This is a genomic window from Streptomyces sp. NPDC048416 (assembly GCF_043200435.1).
GTDB lineage: Bacteria > Actinomycetota > Actinomycetes > Streptomycetales > Streptomycetaceae > Streptomyces.
In genome coordinates, this window is record NZ_JBICXU010000015.1 from 133,593 (window position 1) to 159,189 (window position 25,597).

The window sequence follows — 25,597 nt, forward strand, 5'->3', positions numbered from 1 at the left end:
GGATCAGCGGAACCAGCGGGATCTAGCGGGATCAGAAGGGGCGGGGACACGACAGTGGGGGCACACATGGCGGACGGCGTGGCGAACGGCATCGCGGACGGCTTCGCGGAGCCGGCGACGGCACAGGACGCCCCGATCGCGATCATCGGCATGGCATGCCGCTTCCCCGACGCCCCCGCGCCGGGCGACTACTGGCGCCTGCTGCACGAAGGCCGCTCGGCCATCAGGCGCTCGCCCGAGACCGGCAGGCACGAGGGGACGCTGCCCGACCGGGACCGATTCGACGCCGCTTTCTTCGGCATATCGCCGCGTGAGGCGAACGCCATGGACCCGCAGCAGCGGCTGGCGCTGGAACTGAGCTGGGAGGCCCTGGAGTCGACGGGGCTCCTGCCCGCCGAGCTGCGCGGCGGCGACACCGGCATCTTCCTCGGGGTTTCGGCCAACGACTACGCCGGTGTCATCCGACGCGAAGGCGCGGCGCCGCTCTCGCACCACGCCATGGCGGGGACCCACCGCAGCGTCATCGCCAACCGCGTTTCGTACGCCCTCGATCTGCACGGTCCGAGCCTGACCGTCGACGCGGGCCAGGCCTCGTCCCTGGTGGCCGTGCACCTGGCCTGCGCCAGTCTGCGGAGCAACGAGGCATCCCTGGCCCTGGCCGGCGGCGTGCAGTTGAACATCACCGAGGACGGCGCGGAACTCGCGGAGGCCTTCGGTGGACTGTCCCCGGACGGCAGCAGCCGCGCCTTCGATGCGCGCGCCAACGGTTTCGTACGGGGCGAGGGCGCCGGTCTCGTCGTGCTCAAGCCGCTGGCCAGGGCGCTGGCCGACGGCGACCGCGTCCACGCGGTCATCAGGGGCAGCGCAGTGAACCACGGCGGCAGCGGCGCGGGTCTGACCGTGCCCAGCGCGGCGGCGCAGGCCGACGCCTTGCGCGCGGCGCACCGCCAGGCAGGGGTCGCCCCCGAAGACGTGCAGTACGTCGAACTCCACGGCACCGGCACGAAGGTGGGCGACCCGATCGAGGCGGACGCCCTCGGGGCGGTGTTCGGCGCGCGACGAAGCGGCCGCGCTCCGCTCCGGGTGGGTTCCGTCAAGACCAACATCGGCCACCTGGAGGCGGCGGCGGGCATCGCCGGCCTGCTCAAGGTCACCCTGGCCCTGGCCCATGGCGTCCTTCCCGCGAGCCTCAATTTCGAGTCGGCCAACCCCGAGATCGACCTCGACGGGCTCGGCCTCACCGTGCAGACGCGGGCCGAGCAGTGGCCTGCTCACGAGGGCACGGAACGGGTGGCAGGGGTCTCCTCCTTCAGCATGGGAGGCACCAACTGCCATGTCGTCATGTCGGCGGCGCCCGACGTGCCCGGCGCGTCGGCCGCTCAGGACCGACCGGCCGATGACGCCACCGCCCAGCACCCGGCACCGGTGCCATGGACACTCTCGGGGCGCGGCGCACAGGCTCTTCGGGACCAGGCCCGGAAGCTGCGGGACCACGTGACGGCGAACCCGGCCTGCCGGGTCGAGGACATCGGTTACTCACTGGCCACCACCCGAACCGCCTTCTCCCACAGGGCAGTTGTCGTCGCTGCGGACCATGAGGACTTCGTGGCGGCTCTCGACGCCCTGGCTCTCGGCGCGGCGACGGACGCGGTCACCACGGGCAGTGCCACAGAGCCGATCGCCCCCCTGACCTTCCTGTTCCCGAGTACGGCCGAAGCGTGCCTTGACGCCGGACGCACCTTGCTGTCCTGCTCGGCCGAGTTCGCCGCGGCACTTGCCCCGTACGACGAGCTCTGCGCGCCCTACGGCCTGCCGTCCGCCACCGACGTCCTGCGCGCCACCGAGGCCGACGCGCCCGGACCGGAGGCCGTTGCCGCATGCGTGTTCGCCCTCACGCTCGCGCTGGCGGCGGTCTGGGGTGCGTACGGGGTCCGGCCGGACGCGGTGCGGGTCCCGGCGGGATCGGGCACGGTGGCCGCTGCCGTCGTCCGGGGTCTACTGACGGCGGAAGAGGGTACGCGCCTCGTCGCCACGGGTGAAGTCGCCCCCGAATGGGGTGAGTTCGCGGAGCCGGGATCCGCGGAGGCCCTGTGCCTGGACGTCACGGGACGGCTCGGTGTGCGTACGCCGGACACGGGATCCTGGACCACGCCGAACGGTTCGCCGTCCGGACCGGACTTCACGGGGGCCCTCGGGCAGTTGTACGTGCGGGGCGTGCAGATCGACTGGAGCCCTGCTTTCGCCGGGAGGCGCCCCAGGGTCGTCGAGCTGCCCTCGTACGCCTTCCAGCGTGCGTCGTACTGGTGGCCCGAGGCCGCCTTGACCGAGCCCGGCACGGAAGCGGCTGACGGTCCGGCTCCCGAGCCCTCGCGCCGCTCGGCGATATCCACCGAGGAGACCGTCTTCTCGGTGGTAGGCGACGTGCTGGGCGGCGCCGCATGCGACGGCGCGGTGGCGTTCAGGGACGCGGGCTTCGATTCGATGATGCTGGCCGAACTGCGGGACCGGTTGACCGAGGCGACCGGTCTGGACATTCCGTCGACCGCGGTGTTCGACCACCCCACCCCCCTGGCCCTCAGCGCTTTCCTGACCACCCTTCAGGAGGCCCCCACCGACACCGCTCCCGCACGAGCGGCCACGAGGACATCACCCGATTCCACCGCCGATGATCCTGTGGTGATTGTGGGGATGGCTTGTCGTTTTCCTGGTGGGGTGGTTTCGCCGGAGGGTTTGTGGGATGTGGTGGTGTCGGGTGGGGATGTGGTGTCTGGTTTTCCGGTGGATCGGGGGTGGGGTGTGGGGGTGTTGTCGGGTGAGGTGTGTGGGGTGCGGGAGGGGGGTTTTGTTGAGGGTGTGGGGTTGTTTGATGCGGGGTTTTTTGGTGTGTCGCCTCGGGAGGCGGCGGGGATGGATCCTGCGCAGCGGTTGTTGTTGGAGGTGTCGTGGGAGGTGTTGGAGCGGGCTGGGGTGGCTCCGGGTTCGTTGCGTGGGTGTGGTGGGGGGGGGGTTTTTGTGGGGGGCATGGGTTATGAGTATGGGCCGCGTTTGTGGGAGGGGGGTGGGGGGTCGTCCGGTTATTTGTTGACGGGGTCTGCTGGGGGGATGTTGTCGGGGCGTTTGGCGTATGTGTTGGGTGTTGAGGGTCCTGTGTTGACGGTGGATACGGCGTGTTCGTCGTCGTTGGTGGCGTTGCATGTGGCGGTGGGTTCTTTGCGGTCGGGTGAGTGTGATGTGGCGTTGGTGGGTGGGGTGACGGTGATGGGGACGCCGGGTGCGTTTGTGGAGTTTTCTCGTCAGGGTGGGTTGTCGGGGGATGGGCGGTGTCGGTCGTTTTCTTCGGATGCTTCGGGGACGGGGTGGTCTGAGGGTGTGGGGATGTTGTTGGTGGAGCGGTTGTCGGTGGCGCGGGGGTTGGGGCATCGGGTGTTGGCGGTGGTGGCGGGGAGTGGGGTGAATTCGGATGGTGCGTCGAATGGGTTGACGGCGCCTTCGGGGGTGGCGCAGCAGGGGGTGATTCGGCGGGCGTTGGTGGATGCGGGGGTGGAGCCGTGGGGGGTGGATGTGGTGGAGGGGCATGGGACGGGGACGGTGTTGGGGGATCCGGTGGAGGTGGGGGCGTTGGTGGGTGTGTTTGGTGGTGGGCGTGAGGTGGGGCGGCCGTTGTGGTTGGGGTCGTTGAAGTCGAATATTGGGCATGCGCAGGCGGCTTCGGGTGTGGGTGGTGTGATCAAGATGGTGGAGGCGTTGCGGCATGGGGTGTTGCCGCGGACGTTGCATGTGGTGGAGCCGGTGGGTGGGGTGGAGTGGGGTTCGTCGGTGCGGTTGTTGACGCGGGAGGTTGCGTGGGAGCGGGTGGAGGGCAGGACGCGTCGGGCGGGGGTGTCGTCGTTCGGGATCTCGGGGACCAACGCACACGTCATCCTCGAAGAACCCCCTATCCTCGAAGAACCCCCTGAGTTCAGCGACTATGAGGCGGGGTCCGGGGGAGTGGACGGGGCCGCCGAGAATCCGACGCCGATTCTTCGCGACCCGCAGGCCGCCACGGCTCACCTCCCGCACACCCGGTCGGACGACGGCGTCGCCTCCGGTACCGCTTCCGAGTCCGCTTCCCAGTGCGCTTCCGGGACCGCTTCCGGGACCGCTTCCGAGTCCGCTTCCGAGACCGCATCCGAGGGTGACGTCGAGTTCCACGCCGAAAGCGACGAGCGGAGCAGCGCTGCCGACGAGGTCGCCGGCCCCGTGGCGCTGCCGCTGGTGCTGTCCGCGAAGACACCGACTGCCCTGCGTGCGCAGGCTCGCCGCCTCTCTGACTTCCTCTCCGGCGGCGGTGAGTGTCGGTCTGCGCACGACGGCCCCGTCGACCCGTCCGCCGTCGCGTACACCGCCGCATGCATTCAGTCCGGCTTCGACCACCGCGCCACCGTGCTGCCCGGCGCGGACGGCGACTACCGCGGGACACTGGACGCCCTGGCGGCCGGGGTGCCGGACGCCCTGCTGTCGACCGGGAGCGGGACCGGGACCGGGGCCGGGGGTGGGACCGGGACCGTGAGCGGGCGCGCCCGTGCCGTATTCGTCTTCGGTGCGGGTGCGGGTGCGGGTGCGGGTGCGGGTGGTGTTGGTATTGGTTCCGGGGACGGTGTCGGTGTCGGTGCGGCCGGGTCCGGTCCGGACTTCGCAGCCGCAGCACGGGAGTTGCTGGCCGCGTCCCCCGCGTTCGCCGAGCACGTACACGAGTGCGCCGCCGCTCTCGCGGTCCATCTGGGCCGCAACGTGGGCGAGTTGAGTCCTGCCGACCCTGCGGAGGCCGTGGCGTTCGTGGTGGGTACCGGTCTCGCACGGCTGTGGGAGCAGTGCGGTGTGCGGCCCGACGCGGCGCTCGGACAAGGTGTGGGAGAGATCGTCGCGGCCCACGTCACCGGCGCGCTGACGCTCGACGAGGCGGCACGACTCTGCGCCGTGCACGTGCGCCAAGGCTCCGACGACGACGTACGAGCGGCCACGGCCCGAGTGACCCCGCGCCGCACGAAGACCGACCTCTGCTCGTCGCGAACCGGCATGCCGCTCGATGCCGAACGTGAACTCACCGCCGCATACTGGCTGCACGCGGCACGGCAACCCGTCGACCTCGGCGCGGCGCTGCGCCACCTGGCCGACGACGGTCGCCGCACCCTCATAGCGATGCCGGGCGCCCCTCGGCTCGTCGCGACGCCGCGCACCCCGGACTCCGGTCACCTCGACGTAGCCGACCCCGAAGAGGTGGCTGGTCATCGGCGCGTACCCGGGAGCCCGGGGGCCGGTCATCCGGACGAAGCCGGTCCCACGGGTGCGCCCGATGATCCCCGTGCCGTCGGCGCCGCACGGGATGTTGGCCATCCGCAGGCTTCCGGGCATCCGGGTGTTCTCGGCCACCCGGGCGCACCCGGCCATGCCGGCGGGGGCGAACACTCGAACCCGGCCGACCGCCCGCGGCTACTGGACGCGCTCCGCCCCGGCGACGGCGACGGCGCAGGCGGGCTCATATCGGCGCTTTCGGCCGCCTATGTGCGCGGCCTGCCGGTGGACTGGCAGGCCGTCATCCCCAGGCGACCCCTCATCGTGCTGCCCACCTACCCGTTCGAGCGGCGGCGGTACTGGCTGAACGCCGATGCGCCGCGCCCGCCGCACAGCGGGCAGCATGCGCTGCTCGACACCGATGTCACCCTCGCGGACCGCGACGCGCGGGCACTCACCGGCACCCTGTCCACCCTCACGCACCCCTGGCTGGCCGACCACAGGATCGACGGGCACACCGTGCTGCCGGGAACAGCCCTGGTCGAGCTGGCCGCCCACATCGCCGCGCTCGACGGAGCCGCGACGGTCACCGAACTCACGCAGGAGGCACCGGTCGGCCTCCCCGACGACGGCAGGGCGATCGAGATCCAGTTCGTCGTCGGCGCGGTCGGTGAGACAGGAGAACAACCCTTCTCCGTGTACGCGCGCCCCGGCAGCGGGACCCAGGAGTCGGCGCGCGCCTCCGACACGAACCGCGCCTCCGACACGAACCGCGCCTCCGACATGAACCGCGCCTCCGACGTGAACCGGGCCTCCGACGTGGGCCGATCCACCGACATCAGCCGAGCCGCCGACGGGTACCGAGCCGCCGACGAGTACCGGGCCACCGACGCGAACCGGGCCACCGACGCGAACCGGGCCACCGACGCGACCCGATCCGCCGACTGGACTCGACATGCCGCCGGGCTCCTCGCACCGCGCGCTCCCCGGACACCGGTGGACTTCGACCAGACGACATGGCCCCCGCCCGGCGCGGAACCCGTGGAACTGACGGAAATCTACGAGGAGTTGGCTGAAGCCGGATACGCGTACGGACCCACCTTCCGTGGCCTTGAGGCGGCCTGGCGGCTGGGCGAGGACATGTGTCTCGACGTACGGCTGCCCGAGGGGACCGACACGTCCGGGTTCGGTCTGCACCCGGCGCTCCTGGACGCGGCGCTGCACGCGACCGTTTGGCAGAGCGCGGCCGACGGCCGGGTTCGGCTGCCCTTCTCGTGGAGCGGCGTACGGGTGTACGGCGGCGGCGCGACGGAGCTGAGGGTACGGGTGTCACCCGTCGGCCCTGACAGGGTGGCGCTGCGGATCACGGACCAGTACGGCACACCGATGGCCGCCGTGGACTCGTTGGTGCTTCGGGCCGCTTCGGACGGCCCCGCGGACGAGGGACTTCTTCACGTGACGTGGGAGCCACGGGCGGACGGCACCGTTCCGCAGCCCGCCTCCGACGCCGAAATGTGCTGGGTGCTCGGGTCCGGCCCGCATTCGAGCCTCACCGCCGTCCTTGACATGGCGGAGGCGGGTGCGCGGCTCGACGCCGGCGCCACGGCGCCCGCCGCCGTGCTGGTGCCCTGCCTGCCGTCGGCCGGCGCGGGCGGGGAGGACCGTGTGCCCGAGAGGGTGCGCAGTGCCGCCCACGCGACGCTGACGCTGCTCCAGAGGTGGCTGGACGACAGCCGGTTCGCCGACACCCGGTTGGTGTTCGTGACCCGGGGTGCGGTGCGGACAGGCATGGGACCCGGCGAGGCACCGGTGGATCTGGTCCACGCACCGCTGTGGGGGCTGGTCCGCACTGCGCGATCGGAGCATCCCGACCGCTTCGCCCTTCTCGACCTGGACGGGAGCTTCGACGAGATCCGTCTGACGCGCGAGGTCCTGACCGCTGCGGCGATCGGCGATGCACCCGAACTCGCCCTGCGCGACGGCGTGTTGCTCGTACCCAGGCTGTCCTCCGTACCCAGGCTGTCCTCCGTACCCCGGCCGTCCACCGGGTCGGGGGCGGCGCCCGTGCCCCTGTCGGCCATCACGCCGGGAGCCGCCGGGGTCGCCACTACGCCGGCGCGTCCGCACGGCACCGTCCTGGTGACCGGCGGCACCGGTGCGCTCGGTGCGCGCATCGCCCGGCATCTGGTGGCCCGGCACGGCGTACGGCACCTGTTGTTGATCAGCCGGAGCGGCGCGCGTGCCGCGGGGGCGGACGGCCTGGTGGGGGAGCTGCGGGGCATGGGAGCCGAGGTGCGGATCGCCGCCTGTGACTGCGCCGACCGGGATGCGCTCGCCACGGTGCTCGAAGCCGTCCCCTTCGACCACCCGCTGACCGGCATCGTGCATGCCGCGGGCGTCGTCCAGGACGCGACTGTCCGTGCGCTGACTTTGCGGCAGCTCGACACCGTGCTGGGGCCGAAGGCCGAGGCCGCCTGGAACCTGCATGAGCTGACCCGCTCCGCGCCGCTCGACTTCTTCGACCTCTTCTCCTCCGCCACCGGCACCCTCGGCGCCGCCGGGCAGGGGAACTACGCCCTCGCCAACACCTTCCTCGACGCACTCGCCCAGCACCGCACCGACCTCGGCCTCCCGGGACGTTCGCTGGCGTGGGGCCTGTGGGACCTGCCCGACGGGATGGCAGGACGGCTGACGGCGCACGACGTCGAACGCCTCGGACGTCGCACCGGGCTGCGCCCCCTCGACGCGGCCCGCGGGCTGCGCATGTACGATGCCGCCCGCGCCCTGGATCTGCCGATCGTGGTGGCGGCGGCGCTGGACCGGGAGCCCGTCCCGGCCACGCCCCGCCCCACCGCGCCTGCCGGCCATGTCGCCGGGGCCGATCGGACGGGAACTCCCTGGTCACGACGCATCGCCGAACTGCCGGAAGCCGAACGGACGACGGAGAGCCGTCGTCTCGTCATGTCGATCGCGGGCGAGGTGCTGGGTGGGAACGGCATCGACGCCGGCCTCGCGTTCCGGGACGCCGGGTTCGATTCGCTGCTGGCGGTGGAACTGCGCAACCGGCTCTGCGAGGTGACGGGACTGAGGCTGCCGCCGACCGTGGTGTTCGACTGTCCGACGCCATTCGCCCTGGGCACGTTCGTGGGTTCCCTGTTCGCGGATCCGCCGTCCGAGGAGACCCCGTCGGCCGAGACGGTTGTGGCTGCCTCGCCGACGCGCATCACCACCGGTACATCGGATCACTCCGATGATCCTGTGGTGATTGTGGGGATGGCTTGTCGTTTTCCTGGTGGGGTGGTTTCGCCGGAGGGTTTGTGGGATGTGGTGGTGTCGGGTGGGGATGTGGTGTCTGGTTTTCCGGTGGATCGGGGGTGGGGTGTGGGGGTGTTGTCGGGTGAGGTGTGTGGGGTGCGGGAGGGGGGTTTTGTTGAGGGTGTGGGGTTGTTTGATGCGGGGTTTTTTGGTGTGTCGCCTCGGGAGGCGGCGGGGATGGATCCTGCGCAGCGGTTGTTGTTGGAGGTGTCGTGGGAGGTGTTGGAGCGGGCTGGGGTGGCTCCGGGTTCGTTGCGTGGGTGTGGTGGGGTGGGGGTTTTTGTGGGGGGGATGGGTTATGAGTATGGGCCGCGTTTGTGGGAGGGGGGTGGGGGGTCGTCCGGTTATTTGTTGACGGGGTCTGCTGGGGGGATGTTGTCGGGGCGTTTGGCGTATGTGTTGGGTGTTGAGGGTCCTGTGTTGACGGTGGATACGGCGTGTTCGTCGTCGTTGGTGGCGTTGCATGTGGCGGTGGGTTCTTTGCGGTCGGGTGAGTGTGATGTGGCGTTGGTGGGTGGGGTGACGGTGATGGGGACGCCGGGTGCGTTTGTGGAGTTTTCTCGTCAGGGTGGGTTGTCGGGGGATGGGCGGTGTCGGTCGTTTTCTTCGGATGCTTCGGGGACGGGGTGGTCTGAGGGTGTGGGGATGTTGTTGGTGGAGCGGTTGTCGGTGGCGCGGGGGTTGGGGCATCGGGTGTTGGCGGTGGTGGCGGGGAGTGGGGTGAATTCGGATGGTGCGTCGAATGGGTTGACGGCGCCTTCGGGGGTGGCGCAGCAGGGGGTGATTCGGCGGGCGTTGGTGGATGCGGGGGTGGAGCCGTGGGGGGTGGATGTGGTGGAGGGGCATGGGACGGGGACGGTGTTGGGGGATCCGGTGGAGGTGGGGGCGTTGGTGGGTGTGTTTGGTGGTGGGCGTGAGGTGGGGCGGCCGTTGTGGTTGGGGTCGTTGAAGTCGAATATTGGGCATGCGCAGGCGGCTTCGGGTGTGGGTGGTGTGATCAAGATGGTGGAGGCGTTGCGGCATGGGGTGTTGCCGCGGACGTTGCATGTGGTGGAGCCGGTGGGTGGGGTGGAGTGGGGTTCGTCGGTGCGGTTGTTGACGCGGGAGGTTGCGTGGGAGCGGGTGGAGGGCAGGCCGCGTCGGGCAGGGGTGTCGTCGTTCGGGATCTCGGGGACCAACGCACACGTCATCCTCGAAGAACCCCCTGCCGATACGTCGGGCCCCGCGGACACATACGTAGGGAATGGTGCCGGTGGCACGGACGTACAGGATGCTCCTACCGCTGGTGGCGGACGGCATGCTTCGGCGGACACGGGCGGCGTACGCAGCGGTCCTGCGGGCAGGGCCGTACGCAACGGACCGGCAGGCACGGGCGTACGCAACGGACCGGCAGGCACGGGCGTACGCAACGGACCGGCAGGCACGGGCGTACGCAACGGACCCGGTGGTACGGACATGCGCGACGACCCCGCGAGCACAGCTGTACGTGACCACGGTGACCGCGCCTCGGTCGACCACCAATGCGGGGCACTGCCCCTGGTGTTGTCCGCGAAGACACCGACGGCCCTGCGCACCCAGGCCCGCCGTCTCCATGCCCTGCTGAGCGGGCCGGCCGCGTCGCAGCACCCGTCGGACGGCGCGTCGACCGCCCCCGATGTCGCGGCGGTCACCTACACCTCCGCCCGCATCCAGTCCGGCTTCGACCACCGCGCGGCGATCCGCTTCGAGGACGGCGCCGCGCTCCTCGACGGCCTCGCCGCACTGGCCGAGGACCGCACGGCGGCCCCTCTGTCACGAGGTGGGGCGAGCCACGCCGACGGACGCCGGGTCCTCATGTTCGCCGGGCAGGGCACCCAGCGGCCCGGCATGGGCAAGCAACTGCATGAGCGGTTCCCGGCGTACGCGGAGGCCTTTGACGAGGCGTGTGCCGCCTTCGACCCGCACCTGGAACGGCCGTTGGCATCCGTCGTCTTCGCGCAGCACCTGACCGGCGAGGCGACGGCACTGCACCGGACCGCCTTTGCTCAGCCCGCACTCTTCGCCACCGAGTACGCCCTGTCCGAGCTGCTGCGGTCCTGGGGCGTGCGGCCGGACATCGTCCTGGGACACTCCATCGGCGAACTGGTCGCCGCCCATGTCGCGGGCGTTCTCTCGCTGACGGACGCGGCCCAACTCGTCGCCGCGCGCGGCCGGTTGATGCAGTCGCTGCCGTCGGGAGGCGCGATGGTCGCGGTACGGGCGGGCGTCGAGGACGTCGAACCGTTGCTCATCGGCCTGGAGGACGAGGTGGGAATCGCCGCCGTCAACGGCCGTCGGGCGGTCGTGGTCTCCGGGGCGAGCGAAGCGGTGTCGACCGTGATCGACCAGTTGCAGGCCGCCGGGCACCGGGCCACGGCGCTCACGGTCAGTCACGCCTTCCACTCACCTCTCATGACGCCGATCCTCGCCGAGTTCCGGGAGATCGCGGCGGGGCTGACGTACCGGCGACCGGTCCTTCCGCTCGTCTCGAACGTGACCGGTCGGATGGCGACGGCGGCGGAGCTCATGTCGCCCCACTACTGGGCGGACCACATACGGCAGCCGGTACGGTTCGCCGACGGCATCGCCGCCGCCCGTGCGGAAGGCGGGCGGCACTTCCTGGACATCGGCCCCGACGGCACGCTGTCGGCCATGGCGTCGGCGGTCCTCACCGGCCTGGCCGAGAGCCCCGACCGGGACGGGGCGCACGGCCGTGCCGTCGTGGTGCCGCTGCTGCGCGGGGCCCGCGACGAGGCGCGGACGGTGGCGGACGGCCTCGCGGCCGGCTTCGCCTCGGGCCTCGACGTGGACTGGCCGGCCGTGGCCGGCGCCTGGGGCGGTCAACTGACCACCGTGCCGACCTACCCCTTCGAACGCCGGCGGTACTGGCTCAACCCGACGGCGTCCGCGCCGCAGTCGGCTGGAACAGGCGCTGCGCACGGCACGGACCACCCCGTGCTCAACCGGCCGCTCGACCTGCCGGACAGCCGCGATCTGGTGTGGTCGGGGCGGCTGGATCCGGCCGAACTCCCCTGGCTCGCCGATCATGTGGTGGCCGGCCAGGCCCTGGTGCCGGGCGCGCTGCTCGCCGAACTGGCCTGCCGGGTGGCGCGCGACGCAGGGTGCGCCCGGGTGGAGGAACTGGTCCTCACCAGCCCCCTCGTCGTGCCCGACCGGGCGCCGCTGGAACTCCGTGTGGTGGCACGCGCCGCGGACGGCTCCGGGCGCCGCTCCTTCACCGTCCACGCGCGCACGTCCACCGACCCCGGCTTCGCTCCCGCCGACCACGATCCTGCATGGCAGCCCACGGCTACCGGCGTCCTGGCGGGCGCTCCGGACGGCGCCGGCACCCTTGACGGCTCCGCCGCCCCGATCCCGTCGGTGACCTGGCCGCCGCCCCACGCCGAGCCCCTGCCGCTGCACCCGGAGGGCGACTACGCGCGCCTCGCCGCCCGCGGCCTCGCGTACGGGCCGGCATTCCGGGGACTGCGCGCCCTGTGGCGCACGGCCGACGGCATCTGCGCCGAACTCGTACCACCGGCGTCCATCGCCTCGGGGACCACGCTCTTCGGCCTGCACCCGGCCCTGCTCGACGCCACCCTGCACCCGATCGAACTCTTCGGTCTCGCGAGTGAGCCCCCCGTATCGGGCGCGGGCGCCCCCGGTGTTCGCATCCCCTTCACCTGGCGCGACATCACCTATCACGCACGCCCGAGCACCCCTCATGTGCGGGTCCGTCTGACGGCCGTGGGTCGCGACGAGGTCGCGCTTGAGCTGTCCGACACGGACGGCAACCCGGTTCTGTCGGTCGCAGGCCTGGTCCTGCGCTCGCCGTCGATGACGGACGACAGCCGGCTGCGGCGCCTGAGCTGGACGGCGGCCGACCAACCCACCAGGGACCAGCCCACCAGGGACCGGACCACCGGGAACCAGCCCACCAGGAACCGCCTCACCAGGGACCGCCTCACCAGGGACGAGGACGGGGCACAGCCCGACGACTCCGGGCGGCGGCAGCCCGGCCGGCTCGCGCTGGTCGTCCCCGGCAGTCCCGGCACCCGTAAGCCTCATGACGCCTTGCCCACGCTTGACGCCGAGCGCTGTGCCGACGTCGCCGAACTGGCCCGGCGGGCACCCGGGGGAGTACCGGACACGGTGGTGATCCCGTGCCCGGTGGGCGCGATGGACGAGGTCGGCGAGGTGACCACCGGCGTGCTGCGCGTCGTACAGGAGGTTCTGGCCGCACCGGCGCTCGCCCGTTGCGGGATCGCCCTGGTGACGAGCGGAGCGGTCGGCACCGCCGACGACGACCCGGCGACGGATGCCGTGGCCGCCGCAGTATGGGGCCTGGGCCGATGCGCGCAGCAGGAGGAGCCGGGACGGATCCAGCTGGTGGACATCGACGCGAGCGGCGAGTCGGCGGGGTCGCTCACCCGGGCCCTCAGGTCCGGCCTGCCCCAGGTCGCCCTCAGAAAGGGCAAGTGGCTCACCCCGGAGCTGGTCCCCACCACGGGCAGGCTGCTCGACGTGCCGCCCGGCGACGGAAACTGGCGGCTGGACTTCGTGGGACGCGGGACCCCGGACGCCCTGGTCCTCGTGGAGTGGCCGGACGCCGACGCGCCTCTGGGCGAGGGGCAGGTGCGCGTGGCGCTGCATGCGGCCGGAGTCAACTTCCGTGATGTGCTGCTCACGCTGGGCGTCGTCGAGCCGGGGGCCGGCGTGCCCGAGGGCGAGGGGCGGCAGACCGTGGAGGGCGCGGGCGTGGTCGTCGAGGTCGGCCCCGGAGCGCGCCGACTGCGCCCGGGGGACCGGGTGATGGGCCTCTTCGACGCGATCGGGCCGATGTCGGTCACCGACGAGCGGCTGCTCGCGCCCGTCCCGGCCCACTGGTCGTTCGCCGAGGCGGCCGCCGTACCCGTGGCGTTCCTCACCGCGTACTACGGCCTAACCGAATTGGGCGGGCTCCGCGCCGGAGAACGCGTACTCATCCACACGGCGACCGGCGCGGTCGGCTTCGCGGCCCGCCAACTCGCCCTGCTCACAGGCGCGGAGGCCTTCGTCACCGCGAGCCGGGCGAAATGGCCGGTACTGCGGGACGCGGGTATCGACTCCGACCACATCGCCTCCTCCCGCGACGATGCCTTCGAGGCGTCCTTCCGCGCCGCGTCCGAAGGTGCGGGGATGGACGTGGTGCTCAATTCGCTCGCCGGACCGCTCACCGACGCGTCCTTGAGGCTTCTGGCGCCGGGCGGCAGGTTCCTGGAGATGGGCAAGACGGACCCGCGTGACCCCGAAAAGGTGGCGGCCGCGCACGACGGCGCCGTGTACACCGTCTTCGACATCCGCCAGGCCGGGCCCGACGGCATTCAGCGGATGCTGGCCCGCCTCCTGCCGCTCTTCGAGGACGGCACCCTGACGCCTCCGCCGCTCACCCTGCGCCATGTGCGCGACGCCCCGGCCGCCTACCGGTACGTCGCCGAAGCACGGCACGTGGGCAAAGTGGTCCTCACCGTCCGGAACTTCGACACCGACCGCGCGGTGCTGATCAGCGGTGGCCTCGGCACGCTGGGCGCGTTCCTCGCCCGGCATCTCGTGACGCGGCACGGGGTACGGGACCTCGTCCTGATCGGCCGACGAGGCGATGCGACCCCCGGCAGCGCCGAACTGGCCGAAGAGCTGCGCGGATCGGGGGCTCGGGTCACCGTCGCCGCATGTGACGCGGGCGACCGGAACGCTCTGGCAGCGCTCCTGGACGAGTTGTCCAAGCGCGGCATCCGCATCGGTTCGGTGGTGCATGCGGCAGGCACGACGCGGGACGCGGCCATCGGCACGCTGACCCCGGACGCGATGACCGAAGTGCTCGGGGCCAAGGCGATCGCCGCCCTGAACCTGCACGAACTGACCGCGGACCTCGACCTGTCGTCCTTTGTCCTGTTCTCCTCGGTGGCCGGGGTGACCGGCTCGGCCGGGCAGGGCAACTACGCCGCGGCCAACGCCTTCCTGGACGCCCTGGCCGAGCACCGCCACGCCCGGTCGCTGCCCGCGCTGTCCATTGCCTGGGGGCTGTGGGAGCCGACGAGCGGCATCACCGGGCGGCTGCGCGCCGAGGACCACGACCGGCTCGCCCGCCAGGGCATCCGCGCACTGTCCGTGGACCGGGGACTGGCCCTCTTCGACGAGGCCGTCGCCACCGCGGCACCGGTCGCGGTCGCGGCCCGCCTCACCACGGCGCCGGCCGCCACCCGGCCGACCGCCACCGCGCCGACGAACGGAAGCGCCGTGACGGCGACCAAGGGGAATGCCGCGTCACCGAACGGGAGCACCGCGTCGACGAATGGCGCCGGGCACGTCGGGCAGCCCGAGGCCGTTCGCCCCGGGTCGCTGCTCGAACTGGTGCGGGCGGAAGCCGCCTCGGTGCTGGGACATGACTCGCCCGGGGCCGTCGCGCCGGAGGCGCTTTTCCCCCAGCTCGGCTTCGACTCGCTCGGCGCGATAGAATTGCGCAACCGCATCGTCGCCGCGACCGGCGTCCCGCTTCTGTCCACGCTCATCTACGATTTCCCGTCCCCGAAGGCATTGGCGGCCCACCTGCGGGGTGAATGCCCGGACTGGCCCGACAAGGACCGCGCTCCGCACGGAGGAGAGACGGAAGGAAAGGATGACGAGGCCGGCGGAAACGGCGAAGCCGACGGGCACAACGAACCCGGCGGAAACCACGAAGTCGGCGAAGGAAGCGCACCCGGAGCAGAAAGCGCAGCCGACGAAACAAAGCAATCCGGCGACGGAGAGGGAATGGGCGAGATGCGGGGGTCGGGACATGGGCGCTGAAGTGGGCGGGTGGACGATGTCCTTCAACCCGGGCCGGGACGCACGGTTCCGCCTGGTCTGCTTCCCGCACGCGGGCGGTTCCGCCGGTTCCTTCTTCCCGCTGGCGCGAGCCGCGCCGCCCGGCGTCGAGGTGGTCGGCGTCCAGTACCCGGGACGACAGTGGCGCCGTACCGAACCGGCCGTCACCGACGTACACGGACTGGCACGCGGCGCGGCCGACGCGCTGCTGGCCGAGCCGGAGCTGCCGACGGCTGTCCTCGGCCACAGCATGGGCGCGCTGGTCGCCTTCGAGACCGTACGACTGATGCAGCGGGAGCGGCCGGGAGCGATCGGCCACCTCTTCGCCTCCGGCAGTCGCGCGCCGTCCCGCCCGCGCGAGGAGGAGCGCGGTGCGCGGTGGACCGACGAGCGGATCATCGCCGAACTGCGCGTCCTGGGCGGCACGGGCGACCGGTTGATGTCCGACGACGAGGCCCTGCGGCAGGCCCTGCCGGCGCTGCGCGACGACTACCGCGCGATGGCCGCCTACCGGCCCTCTCCCGGTGCGCGGGTCAGCGTGCCGCTCACCGTGCTTGTGGGCCGCGAGGACCCCAAAGCGGGTCCGGAGCACGCCGCGCAGTGGCGGCCGCACACCGACGCAGCCTTCGATGTCGGGGTCTTTCCCGGCGGTCACTTCTTTCTCAATGAGAACGCCGCGGAACTGCTGACTCTCGTGCAGGGCAGCCTTGTTGTGCCCCAGCACCCGTGAGAGTCTTTTTGACGTCACCGAGAAAAAAGCTGGAAAGAGAATCGGAGAGGCGATGTCGAATCCGTTCGAAGACGAAAACGCCGCATACGTCGTACTGATCAACGATGAACTTCAGTATTCCCTGTGGCCGGTGATCGTCGACATTCCCGACGGCTGGCACACCGTGTTCGGAGAGGCCTCGCGCGCCGAATGCCTGGACTACATCGACCAGCACTGGACGGATATGCGTCCCAAGAGTCTGGTGGACGCGATGAATGCGGCCGCCGGTGCCAAGGATCGTTCCGCATGACCACCTCCCGCGGCCCGGACCGTCCGCCGCCCGCGGCCCGGCCGCGGGTCCGGACGGATCTGGACGCCCTGCCGCTCTTTCGCGGGCGGGCCGCCGAAGCCGGAACGATAGGCCTGGACTGCAACGAATCGCCGTTCGCGCCGCCCACCGCCGTGCAGACCGCACTGGCCGGCGCGGTCCAGGGGCTGAACCGTTACCCCGACAACTCGTCCGCCGACCTCACCGCCCGGCTCGCCGAGCGCCACGGGGTGCCGCCCGCCACCGTCTGCCTGGGGCCGGGATCGGTGGGCCTGTGTGTGCAGTTGATCCAGATCGTGTGTGCGGCGGGCGACGAAGTGATCGTCCCCTGGCGCTCGTTCGAGGTCTACCCGTCCATCGCGGGGACGGCGGGCGCGGTGGTGCGCCGGGTGCCGCTGACCGCGGGGCATGCCCTCGACCTGGCGGCGATGGCCGCGGCGATCTCCGACCGCACACGGCTGGTCTTCGTGTGCTCGCCCAACAACCCGACCGGGACGAGCGTGTCCCGGTCGGCCGTGGAGTGCTTCCTCGCCCAGGTGCCGCCCGATGTCCTGGTGGTCCTCGACGAGGCGTACGCGGAGTTCACCGAGCGGGAGGACGATCCGCTCGACGGATTCGGCCTGGTGCGCGACCGGTTGCGGCAGGGACGTACCAACGTCGTGGCGCTGCGCACCTTCTCCAAGGCGTACGGGCTCGCCGGGCTGCGGATCGGCTACTGCCTCGCGGCCCCGGCGGTGGCCGAACTGCTGGGCAGGGTCGCGGTCCCGTACGCGGTCGGCACCCTCGCCCAGTGCGCCGCGGTGGCCGCGCTGGACTGCGAGCAGGAGGTGCGGGAGCGCTGCCGCTACCTCGCCGATGAGCGGGAGCGGGTCCGGGACGCGTTGCGCGGCGCGGGCTGGGACGTGCCGGTCAGTGGCGCCAACTTCCTGTGGTTGCCCGCCGGTTCGGCAGCGGAGGCCTTCGCCGCGCACTGCCGCGAGCAGCGGATCCTGGTCAAGGCCTTCCCTGGCGACGGGGTGCGTGTGACGGTCGGCACGGCCACCGAGAACGACGCCTTCCTGGCTGCGGCGGCACGGTTCGCTCCGGTCGGCGCGCGTGGCGCCGTCCGGTCGACGCCGCTCCGTTGAGGGGCGCGGTGCTGAGCCGAGAGGCGAAGCGGTCCGGCCCCCGCGCTGAACCTGTCCTCCGTTCCGGTGACTTCATCCGCAGGTTTTCAACTTCTGGTTGACAACCGCTGGTTGAAGTCGCCAGGCTTCTTCCATGACCGATCATGCGGAGGGGCCCGACGCCCTGCACCGTGCCGAAGATCCCGACCATGCCCGTGCCCGCCGTGAGCACGTGGCGCTGCGACATGTGGCCGAGCGCCTGGCCGAGGCCGAGCGGACGCAGCGCACCGACCCGCCGGCTCGTCCCACCGCTCAGGAGGCCGTGCACCTCATCGCCTCCTGGGCCGCGGGCGGTGGACGTTCGGCCGATGCGCCCGAGATGGACAGGGCCGACATCATGGCGGCCCTGACGTTGCTCCCGCGCGCCCGCGCCGACTTGGACGTACTGGAGGCGAGCCTGCTGTTCGTCGCCCGGGACATCGGCCTGACCTGGCAGGACATTGCCTATGGTCTTGGACTCCGGTCCCCCCAGGCGGCACAGAAGCGAGCCGGACGCGGCACCCAGAGCGTGGGCCCGACCCCGCCGTCGGAGCGCGGGTCCGAGCCCACCGCTCTGGCCCCCGACCCCAGCCGCAAGCAACCCCGAGGGTGAATGTGAGCACTGAACTCGCGGTCGAGACCGTCGGCATGGTGAAGTCCTTCGGGGCCACCAAGGCCGTCGACGGCCTCGACCTGTCCGTCCCGGCCGGTGCCGTCTACGGAGTCCTCGGACCCAACGGCGCGGGCAAGACCACGACCTTGCGCATCCTCGCGACCCTGCTCGCCCCCGACGCGGGCAGCGCCAGGGTCTTCGGGCACGACGTCGTCCGCGAAGCGAACCGTGTACGGGAACGGGTCAGCCTCACCGGCCAGTTCGCGAGCGTCGACAACGACCTCACGGGCCTGGAGAACCTGCTGCTGCTCGCCCGGCTGCACGGCTACCGCTCCACCGCCGCCCGGCAGCGCGCACGCGATCTCCTGGAGGCGTTCGATCTGGCCGAGGCCGCCGACCGCCCGGCCCGCGGCTACTCCGGTGGAATGCGCCGCAGGCTGGACGTGGCCGCCGGGCTCATCGTCAGGCCGCAGTTGATGTTCCTCGACGAGCCGACCACGGGGCTCGACCCCCGCAGCCGCAACGAGGTCTGGGGCATCATCCGGGCGACCGTGGAGCGCGGCACGACCGTCCTGCTCACCACCCAGTATCTGGAGGAGGCCGACCAGCTCGCGCAGCGCGTCGCGGTCATCGACCACGGCAAGCTGGTCGCCGAGGGCACCCCCGGTGAGCTGAAGTCCTCGGTGGGCCGCGGCTCCCTGCGTGTCGAACTGACGCACCCCCACGACCTTCCGGAGGCCGGCCGCATCCTCGTCGGCGCGCTGGGTGTACCCGCGGAGACCACCGGCCCCGCCCAGCTCACCGCGCGGGGCGCCGATCCCCGGAGTGTGGCGCGCGCCCTGGGCGAACTCACCCGCACCATCGAGGTCGACGACTTCGCCATGGACCGCCCGAGCCTGGACGAGGTGTTCCTCGCGCTGACCGGGCGGCCCCCCACCTCCGAGGTGCCCGCCGCCCGCAAACCGGGTCGCACGTCCGGCCGCAAGGCCGCCACGAACGAGGAGAACCAATGACGACCGCCGCGCGCCCGATCGAGGCGCAGGAGAGGCTTCAGCGGGTCCTCGGCGAGGACACCCGCCCCCCGCAGCGCCCCGGGGCGCTGTCCACGTCGCTCACGATGGGCTGGCGGGCGCTGGTGAAGATCAAGCGCTCGCCGGGCCAGCTGTTCAACGCGACCATCACGCCGGTGATGTTCACGCTGATCTTCACCTATCTCTTCGGCGGCGCGATCTCCGGCAGCAGCCGCGAATACCTGCAGTTCCTGCTGCCCGGCATCCTCGTACAGGGCGTGCTGTTCATCTCCACGCAGACCGGCGTGGCCCTCACCACCGACCTCCAACAGGGCATCTTCGACCGCTTCAAGTCGATGCCGATCTGGCGGCCGTCCCCACTGACCGGCGCCCTGATCGGCGACGTGGTGCGCTATCTGATCTCGTCGGCCGTCGTGGTCGCCGTCGGGCTCGCCCTGGGCTTCCGGCCCGACGGCGGACTTCTCGCCGTCATCGGCGGAGTGCTCCTCGCCGTCCTCTTCGGCTTCTGCGTCTCCTGGATCTGGACGTTCCTCGGCCTGGTGCTGCGCACCCCACAGGCCGTCTCCGCGCTCGGCATGCTGCTGCTGTCGCTCCTGACCTTCGCCAGCAACATCTTCGCCGAGCCGAAGACCATGCCCGGCTGGCTGAAGGCGTTCGTCGACATCAACCCCATCGGGTACGTCGTCACCGCAAGCCGCTCCCTCATGAACGGCGACGGCACCGCCGACCTCGCACCCGCCCTCATCTCCTGCGCGGTGCTGCTGATCGTGTTCGTGCCGCTCAGCCTGCTGCGTTACAACAAGAGCGAATAAAGCAGCCGACTGGAATTCAATGCGTCAAACGGCGCTCCCCTCGCCTTTTTGAACGTTTGCCGTCGGTGGAGACCATGGTTAACATCGTCCCCACCGCACCGGAAATCGTTAACATCTTATTGGGGGAGCGCCGTGCTCAACAGTGAGAATTCCCGGGTCGACGTCCCCGAGATCGCGATGACCGACCCCGATGTGCTCAACGATCCGATGTCCGCCTACGGGAGGGCGAGGGAACAGACCCCCATAGTGCGTCTCATGGCGCCGGGATTCGGATCGATATGGGCGGTCACCCGCCACAGCGACGCCAAGGCCATGCTGAGCGACCCGCGCCTGGCCATGACCGCCGACAGCTGGAACCAGCGGATCCCGGACGACGTACGCCCCTACATGCTGACCATGTCGCACATGGACGGCGCCGACCACGGCCGGCTGCGCAAGCTCGCCGTACGAGCCTTCACCGCCCGCCGCGCCACCGAACGCCGCGACATGATCCGGCGCAGCGCCGACCGGCTGCTCGACACCCTGCCCGGCCTCGCCGAAAACGGCACCATCGACCTCCTCAAACACTTCGCCCAGCCGCTGCCCACCTTCGTCGTCGGCGACGTCATGGGCATCCCCGAGACGGACCGGCCCCAGTGGCGTGCCTACGTCGCCCGGATCAGCTCCGGAGGCCAGGCCTACGACGAGGCCCTGCGCGATGCCATCGAAGGCGCCAAGCGCGTCGTCGGACTGCGACGCGAGGAGCCCGGCGACGACCTGGTGTCCGACCTGCTGCGAGCCCAGGCCGAGGACGCGGACCGGATCAGCGACACCGAGCTGATCACCATGGTGTGGCACACGGTGTTCGCAGGTCAGGACAATCTCGCGAACTTCATCGCCAACTCCGTGGTGGCCCTCCTCTCCCATCCGGAACAACTTGCCGCGCTGCGCGCCGACCCGTCCCTGATGCCCCGCGCCGTGGAGGAACTGATGCGGTGGCGGCCCCCGCTGCTCCTGACCGCCATCCGCTACGTCCTGGAGGACTTCGAGCTGTGCGGCGCGCAGGTGCGCGCCGGGGACTCCGTGGTGGCAGTGATCGCCTCCGCCAACCGCGACCCACGCGTCTTCGACAACCCAGACACCCTCGACATCACCCGGCCCGCCGGCGCGGTCCAGTTCGGCTTCGGTCACGGAGCGCACTACTGCATCGGCGCGTCCCTGGCCGCCGTCGAGGCGGAGGTGGCCCTCGATGCCCTGCTGAGCCGCTTCCCCGACCTCGCGCTCGCCGTCCCGCCCGATGAGGTGCCGCGGCTGCCCAACCCCGGCAGCTGGCACCTCACCGCGCTCCCGGTCACCCTCTGAGCCCTCGGACCCGAGCGAGCCCCGAGGCCGAGCTTCCGCGGGTGAGTGAGCCCCGAGTCCGCCTCCCGCGGGTGAGGGAGCCTCACGGCCGGGCTTTCCGCAGCCCTCAGTATCCCGAGCTCCGCGTCGACGCCCTGGCGGAATTCTGCCTGCGCCATCACGCGATGAAATAATGGATCGACGATTACATAGTCGCAGTCGCAGTCGCAGTCGGAGTGTTCGAGCGATTTGTTGACGGTGGTCGAGCCGAACCATAGATTGACGACTGCCCGAATTTCCCGCCTCCCGATAAGCAATTGCTGCGCAGCTCTCGCGGGATATTCGCGAGCGCGGGGAGGTGCCGTGGAAACGCGGACCATGCAGGGAGGTGAACCGATATGCGTTACCTGCACTGAAAGCAGAGATGAGAACGTACGGCCGTAGCCCGGCGTGGTCAGACCTGCCGGGCTACGGCACCGTTGACGGGGGTTGCGCATGGCAGGGCCCGCAGACACCGGCACAGCAGACCTCGACGCACCCGGCTTGCTCGCACGCGCCGACGCATTCATCCGGCTGTACAGCTCGGAGAACGCCGTCGACCGTCCGCCGGCCGACCGCATGGCCGAGATCCGCCGCGAGATCCGCCAGAGCGGCACCTATGTGCACACCGCCGACGAACTGGCCTTCGGCGCCAGGGTCGCCTGGCGCAACAGCAGGCGCTGCATCGGGCGCCTGTACTGGCCCGGCCTCGTCGTACGCGACCTGCGCCACCTTCGGACCGCCGAGGACATCCACAGCGCGTGCGTCGACCATCTGCGGCTGGCCTTCAACGACGGCCGGATCCGCCCCACCATCAGCGTCTTCGCGGCCGACGCACCGGACGGCACGGGACCGCGCATCCGCAACCCCCAGCTCATCCGCTACGCCGGCCACCGCAGCCCCGGCGGCCACGTCACCGGCGACCGTGCCTCCGCCGACCTCACCGACCGCGTCCGCGCCCTCGGCTGGACCGGCGGCCCCGGCACCCGGTTCGACGTCCTGCCGCTGCTCGTGGAGGAGCCGGGCCACCCGCCCCGGCTCTTCGACCTCCCGTCCGACGCCGTACGGGAGGTCAGGCTGCGCCACCCCGACCACGACTGGTTCGCCGACCTCGGCCTGCGCTGGCACGCGCTGCCCGTCATCTCCGACATGGTTTTGGAGATAGGCGGCGTACGGTACGGCGCCGCCCCGTTCAACGGCTGGTACATGGGCACGGAGATCGGCGCCCGCAACCTCGTCGACACCCAGCGCTACGACCTGCTGCCCGAGATCGCCGACCGGCTGGGCCTGGACCGCACGAGCGACAGGACCCTGTGGAAGGACCGGGCGCTCGTCGAGCTGAACGTGGCGGTGCTCTGGTCGTTCGAACGGGACGGCATCACCATCACCGACCACCACACCGAATCGGAAAGATTCCTGCGCCACCTGCGACGCGAGGAGAAGGCCCGCCGCACCGTGCCCGCCGACTGGTCCTGGATCGTGCCCCCGCTCTCGGGCGGAGTGACCCCCGTCTTCCACCGCTACTACGACGACCACGAGTCGTCGCCCGCGTTCCTGCACGCACCGGCCCCCGGCCGCTGCCCGGTCACCGGACACGCTCCGACGACCGCCGGCGACACGGCCCACGGGCCGGGCCCACAGCCGCCCGTCAGCGTCGGTGTCGGCGCCAACACCGGAGACAGCCGTGACCGCATCGCCCGCCCCTGAGGCCACCGACCCCCTCTTCAGCCCCCTCGACCCGGCAGTGCTCGCCGACCCCTACCCGGTCTACCGGCGGCTGCGCGAGGCCCAGCCCGTCCACTGGCACGCGGGCATCGACTCCTGGCTGATGACCCGGCACGCCGACTGCACGGCGATCCTGCGCGACTCCGCCCGGTTCAGCACCGACTTCCGCACGATCGGCATCCCGACGCCGCCGACCCTGCTCAGCCTCCAGACCCTCGACCCACCCGACCAGACTCCGCTGCGCCACCTCGCCCTCGACGCGGTCCGCGCCCAGGACCTCGACGCGCTGCGCAAGGAACTCGCGGCGTTCGCCGACCAGTTGCTCGACGAGCTGGCAGGCCGGCCGTCCTTCGACTTCATCCACGACTACGCCGACGTGTTCACCCTGCGGGCCATCACCCGCTTCATCGGCGTCGAACCGCCCGCGACCGACGCGGCGTTCGCCCGCTTCAACGACGACCTCGACCACAGCATGGACGCGCAGCTCGACCCCGACGCGGAGGAACCCGGACTGCGCGCCCGCGCCCACTTCAACGACCTGGTCCGCACCTGGCTCGCCGACCCCGGCCCGCACGGTGTCCTGCCCGAGGTGGTGCGCCGGCTGCCCGCATCCGGCGTCGCGGCCGACGACGTCCTGGTCAACTCCGTACGCGCTTTCTTCCACGCGGGGTTCGAGGTGCCCAGCCGCTTCCTCGGCAACGCCCTGGCGGCGCTGCTGGCCACGCCCGGCGCGTGGCAGTCCCTGGTACGCGGCGACGTCGACCTCGACACCGCCGTCGAGGAACTGATCCGGTACGTCGGCCCGGTACAGGCACTGGCTCGTGCCTGCACCGAGGACACCGAGCTGGGCGGGGTCACCGTCAAGAGCGGGCAGGTGGTCACCGCGCTGATCGGCGCGGCCAACCGCGACCCCGCACAGTTCCCCGACCCCGAGACTCTGAGGCTGGACCGCACCCCCAACAACCACCTGGGTTTCGGCCGGGGCGCGCATTCCTGTCTCGGCCTCAACCTCGCCCGGATCGAGGCGCATGTGACGCTCGCGGCCCTGCTGCGACACCCCGGTGCGCACGCGGCGGGAGAACCGGTGGTGCGGCCGAACGGCACCCTGCGTGGCCTGTCCCGGCTACCGCTCGCACTCGGCTGACCCGAAGGAGTACCGGCGGCGATGGAGATGGTGAGTGGGAGCAGCGAGGCGGGCACCGGGCCGGCCCCGTCGGCCAGAGCCGCGGGCGCGGCACGCCTGGCCGGGCTGGCGTCCGGCCTCGGCCTCGGTGACCGAAGGGGCGTGTGCGTGGACGCATTCGGGGCGATGACGGCCTCCTGGGGCACGGCCACGGCCGCGCAACTCGCCGAGTCCGATGTGTCGTCCGACGGGTCACCCATGGAGTTCGCGCTCGGCCTCGACGACGACCCCGCGCTGCAGTTCGCGGTGGAAGCCCTGCAACCCGGGGACTGCCCCGTGGACCGCATCGTCTCCGCCCGCGCCACGATGGCCGGCCTCGTACGCCGGTACGGAACGGACGAGCGACGGTGGGCCCAGGTCGCCGACCTGTACCTGCCCGAGAAGCCGGCCACCGAGCACGTCGCGATGTTCGGCGCCGAGGTACGACGGTCGGGGGCGCCCCAGTTCAAGGTCTGGTTCTACCCGGCCGTCGCCGGCCCCGAGCGCGCCGCGGAGTTGTGCGAACGCGGCCTTGCCGCCGTCGGGCTCGGCGCGGCCTGGCCCGCGGTGAGCGCACACATGGCGCGGGGCGACCGACTCGACCGGCCGGTGATGTTCTCCCTCGACCTCGCGGCGGACCCCGAAGCGCGGGTCAAGCTGTACTTCCGCCACTACGCCACCGACGCCGACGGTTTGGCCCAACTCATGGCACCGTACCCGGGTTTCGCGGCCGCCCCCGTGCGGCGGTTCTGCCGGACGATGCTGGACGAGGCGGCCGCTGACCTCTCCGCCCAACCCCCCGTCACCTGCCTGTCGTTCACCGGAGCGCGCCCCACCACGCCCGGCGGGGCGACCGTCTACCTGCCCATGTGGACCTACGCCCCCGACGACGAGGCGGTACGCCACCGCATGAGGGCGGCGCTGTCCGCCTGCGGCCGGTCCTCGGAGCTCTACGAACGGGCGCTGCGCGAGGTGGCGTCCCGTCCGCCCATGGCGGGCCGCGGCATCCACAACTACGTGGCCTGGCGGCCGGGCCCCGGCCGCCCCCGGCTCAAGGCGTACTTCTCACCCGAGTTGCGGCACAAGGACCCGATGCCGCGGTACGCACTCGAAGGACAGGAAGGACAGGAAGGACAGGAAGGACAGGAAGGACAGGAAGGACAGGCAGAGCGGGAAGGGCGGGAAGGGCTGGAAGGGCTGGAAAGATAGGAATGACCGTTGGAAAACCTGCCGTCCGTCGATGCCCGCGTGCCATAATCGGGCCTT

General features: G+C 71.4%; 11 protein-coding genes. All 11 read left to right on the forward strand.

Going from position 1 to position 25,597, the window contains the following annotated elements:
* Positions 1 to 66 precede the first annotated feature (66 nt).
* The 11 genes from ACGFW5_RS20550 to ACGFW5_RS20600 all read left to right on the forward strand — a co-directional run bounded on the left by ACGFW5_RS20550 (position 67) and on the right by ACGFW5_RS20600 (position 25,540).
* The gene (locus tag ACGFW5_RS20550) at positions 67 to 15,429 is read left to right on the forward strand and encodes an SDR family NAD(P)-dependent oxidoreductase (protein WP_393835692.1); all 15,363 of its coding nucleotides are present in this window, start codon (positions 67 to 69) and stop codon (positions 15,427 to 15,429) included.
* Positions 15,419 to 16,177, forward strand: a complete 759-nt coding sequence (locus ACGFW5_RS20555; protein ID WP_393835693.1) for a thioesterase II family protein — start codon at positions 15,419 to 15,421, stop codon at positions 16,175 to 16,177. The genes ACGFW5_RS20550 and ACGFW5_RS20555 overlap by 11 nt, the downstream gene beginning before the upstream one ends.
* A gap of 52 nt (positions 16,178 to 16,229) precedes the next feature.
* On the forward strand, positions 16,230 to 16,466 hold the full coding sequence (locus tag ACGFW5_RS20560; protein ID WP_393835694.1) for an MbtH family protein: 237 nt from the start codon (positions 16,230 to 16,232) through the stop codon (positions 16,464 to 16,466).
* Positions 16,463 to 17,611 (forward strand): histidinol-phosphate transaminase, encoded by a 1,149-nt coding sequence (locus tag ACGFW5_RS20565; RefSeq protein WP_393835695.1) that lies wholly within the window; start codon positions 16,463 to 16,465, stop codon positions 17,609 to 17,611. Before ACGFW5_RS20560 ends, ACGFW5_RS20565 begins: the two co-directional genes overlap by 4 nt.
* Positions 17,612 to 17,744: 133 nt before the next feature.
* Complete coding sequence (locus ACGFW5_RS20570; protein WP_393835696.1) at positions 17,745 to 18,242, forward strand: DNA-binding protein; 498 nt, start codon at positions 17,745 to 17,747, stop codon at positions 18,240 to 18,242.
* 2 nt (positions 18,243 to 18,244) lie between these two features.
* Positions 18,245 to 19,255 (forward strand): ATP-binding cassette domain-containing protein, encoded by a 1,011-nt coding sequence (locus ACGFW5_RS20575; RefSeq protein WP_393835697.1) that lies wholly within the window; start codon positions 18,245 to 18,247, stop codon positions 19,253 to 19,255.
* A complete protein-coding gene (locus ACGFW5_RS20580; RefSeq protein ID WP_393835698.1) occupies positions 19,252 to 20,085 on the forward strand; it encodes an ABC transporter permease in 834 nt (277 codons plus the stop codon). Before ACGFW5_RS20575 ends, ACGFW5_RS20580 begins: the two co-directional genes overlap by 4 nt.
* A gap of 132 nt (positions 20,086 to 20,217) precedes the next feature.
* A complete protein-coding gene (locus ACGFW5_RS20585) occupies positions 20,218 to 21,426 on the forward strand; it encodes a cytochrome P450 (protein ID WP_393835699.1) in 1,209 nt (402 codons plus the stop codon).
* A gap of 474 nt (positions 21,427 to 21,900) precedes the next feature.
* Positions 21,901 to 23,151 carry a nitric oxide synthase oxygenase gene (locus tag ACGFW5_RS20590; RefSeq protein WP_393835700.1) on the forward strand — a complete coding sequence of 417 codons (1,251 nt, stop codon included), beginning with the start codon at positions 21,901 to 21,903 and terminating at the stop codon, positions 23,149 to 23,151.
* Entirely contained in the window at positions 23,129 to 24,313 is a 1,185-nt protein-coding gene (locus ACGFW5_RS20595; RefSeq protein ID WP_393835701.1) for a cytochrome P450, read from the forward strand. The genes ACGFW5_RS20590 and ACGFW5_RS20595 overlap by 23 nt, the downstream gene beginning before the upstream one ends.
* 21 nt (positions 24,314 to 24,334) lie before the next feature.
* Positions 24,335 to 25,540, forward strand: a complete 1,206-nt coding sequence (locus ACGFW5_RS20600) for a tryptophan dimethylallyltransferase family protein (protein WP_393835702.1) — start codon at positions 24,335 to 24,337, stop codon at positions 25,538 to 25,540.
* The last annotated feature ends 57 nt before the right edge of the window (positions 25,541 to 25,597 follow it).

Coding starts and splice junctions, on each gene's coding strand:
- ACGFW5_RS20600 (WP_393835702.1), top strand. CDS start 24,335: ATGGAGATGGTGAGTGGGAGCAGCGAGGCGGGCACCGGGCCGGCCCCG.
- ACGFW5_RS20555 (WP_393835693.1), top strand. CDS start 15,419: ATGGGCGCTGAAGTGGGCGGGTGGACGATGTCCTTCAACCCGGGCCGG.
- ACGFW5_RS20550 (WP_393835692.1), top strand. CDS start 67: ATGGCGGACGGCGTGGCGAACGGCATCGCGGACGGCTTCGCGGAGCCG.
- ACGFW5_RS20560 (WP_393835694.1), top strand. CDS start 16,230: ATGTCGAATCCGTTCGAAGACGAAAACGCCGCATACGTCGTACTGATC.
- ACGFW5_RS20565 (WP_393835695.1), top strand. CDS start 16,463: ATGACCACCTCCCGCGGCCCGGACCGTCCGCCGCCCGCGGCCCGGCCG.
- ACGFW5_RS20580 (WP_393835698.1), top strand. CDS start 19,252: ATGACGACCGCCGCGCGCCCGATCGAGGCGCAGGAGAGGCTTCAGCGG.
- ACGFW5_RS20570 (WP_393835696.1), top strand. CDS start 17,745: ATGACCGATCATGCGGAGGGGCCCGACGCCCTGCACCGTGCCGAAGAT.
- ACGFW5_RS20590 (WP_393835700.1), top strand. CDS start 21,901: ATGGCAGGGCCCGCAGACACCGGCACAGCAGACCTCGACGCACCCGGC.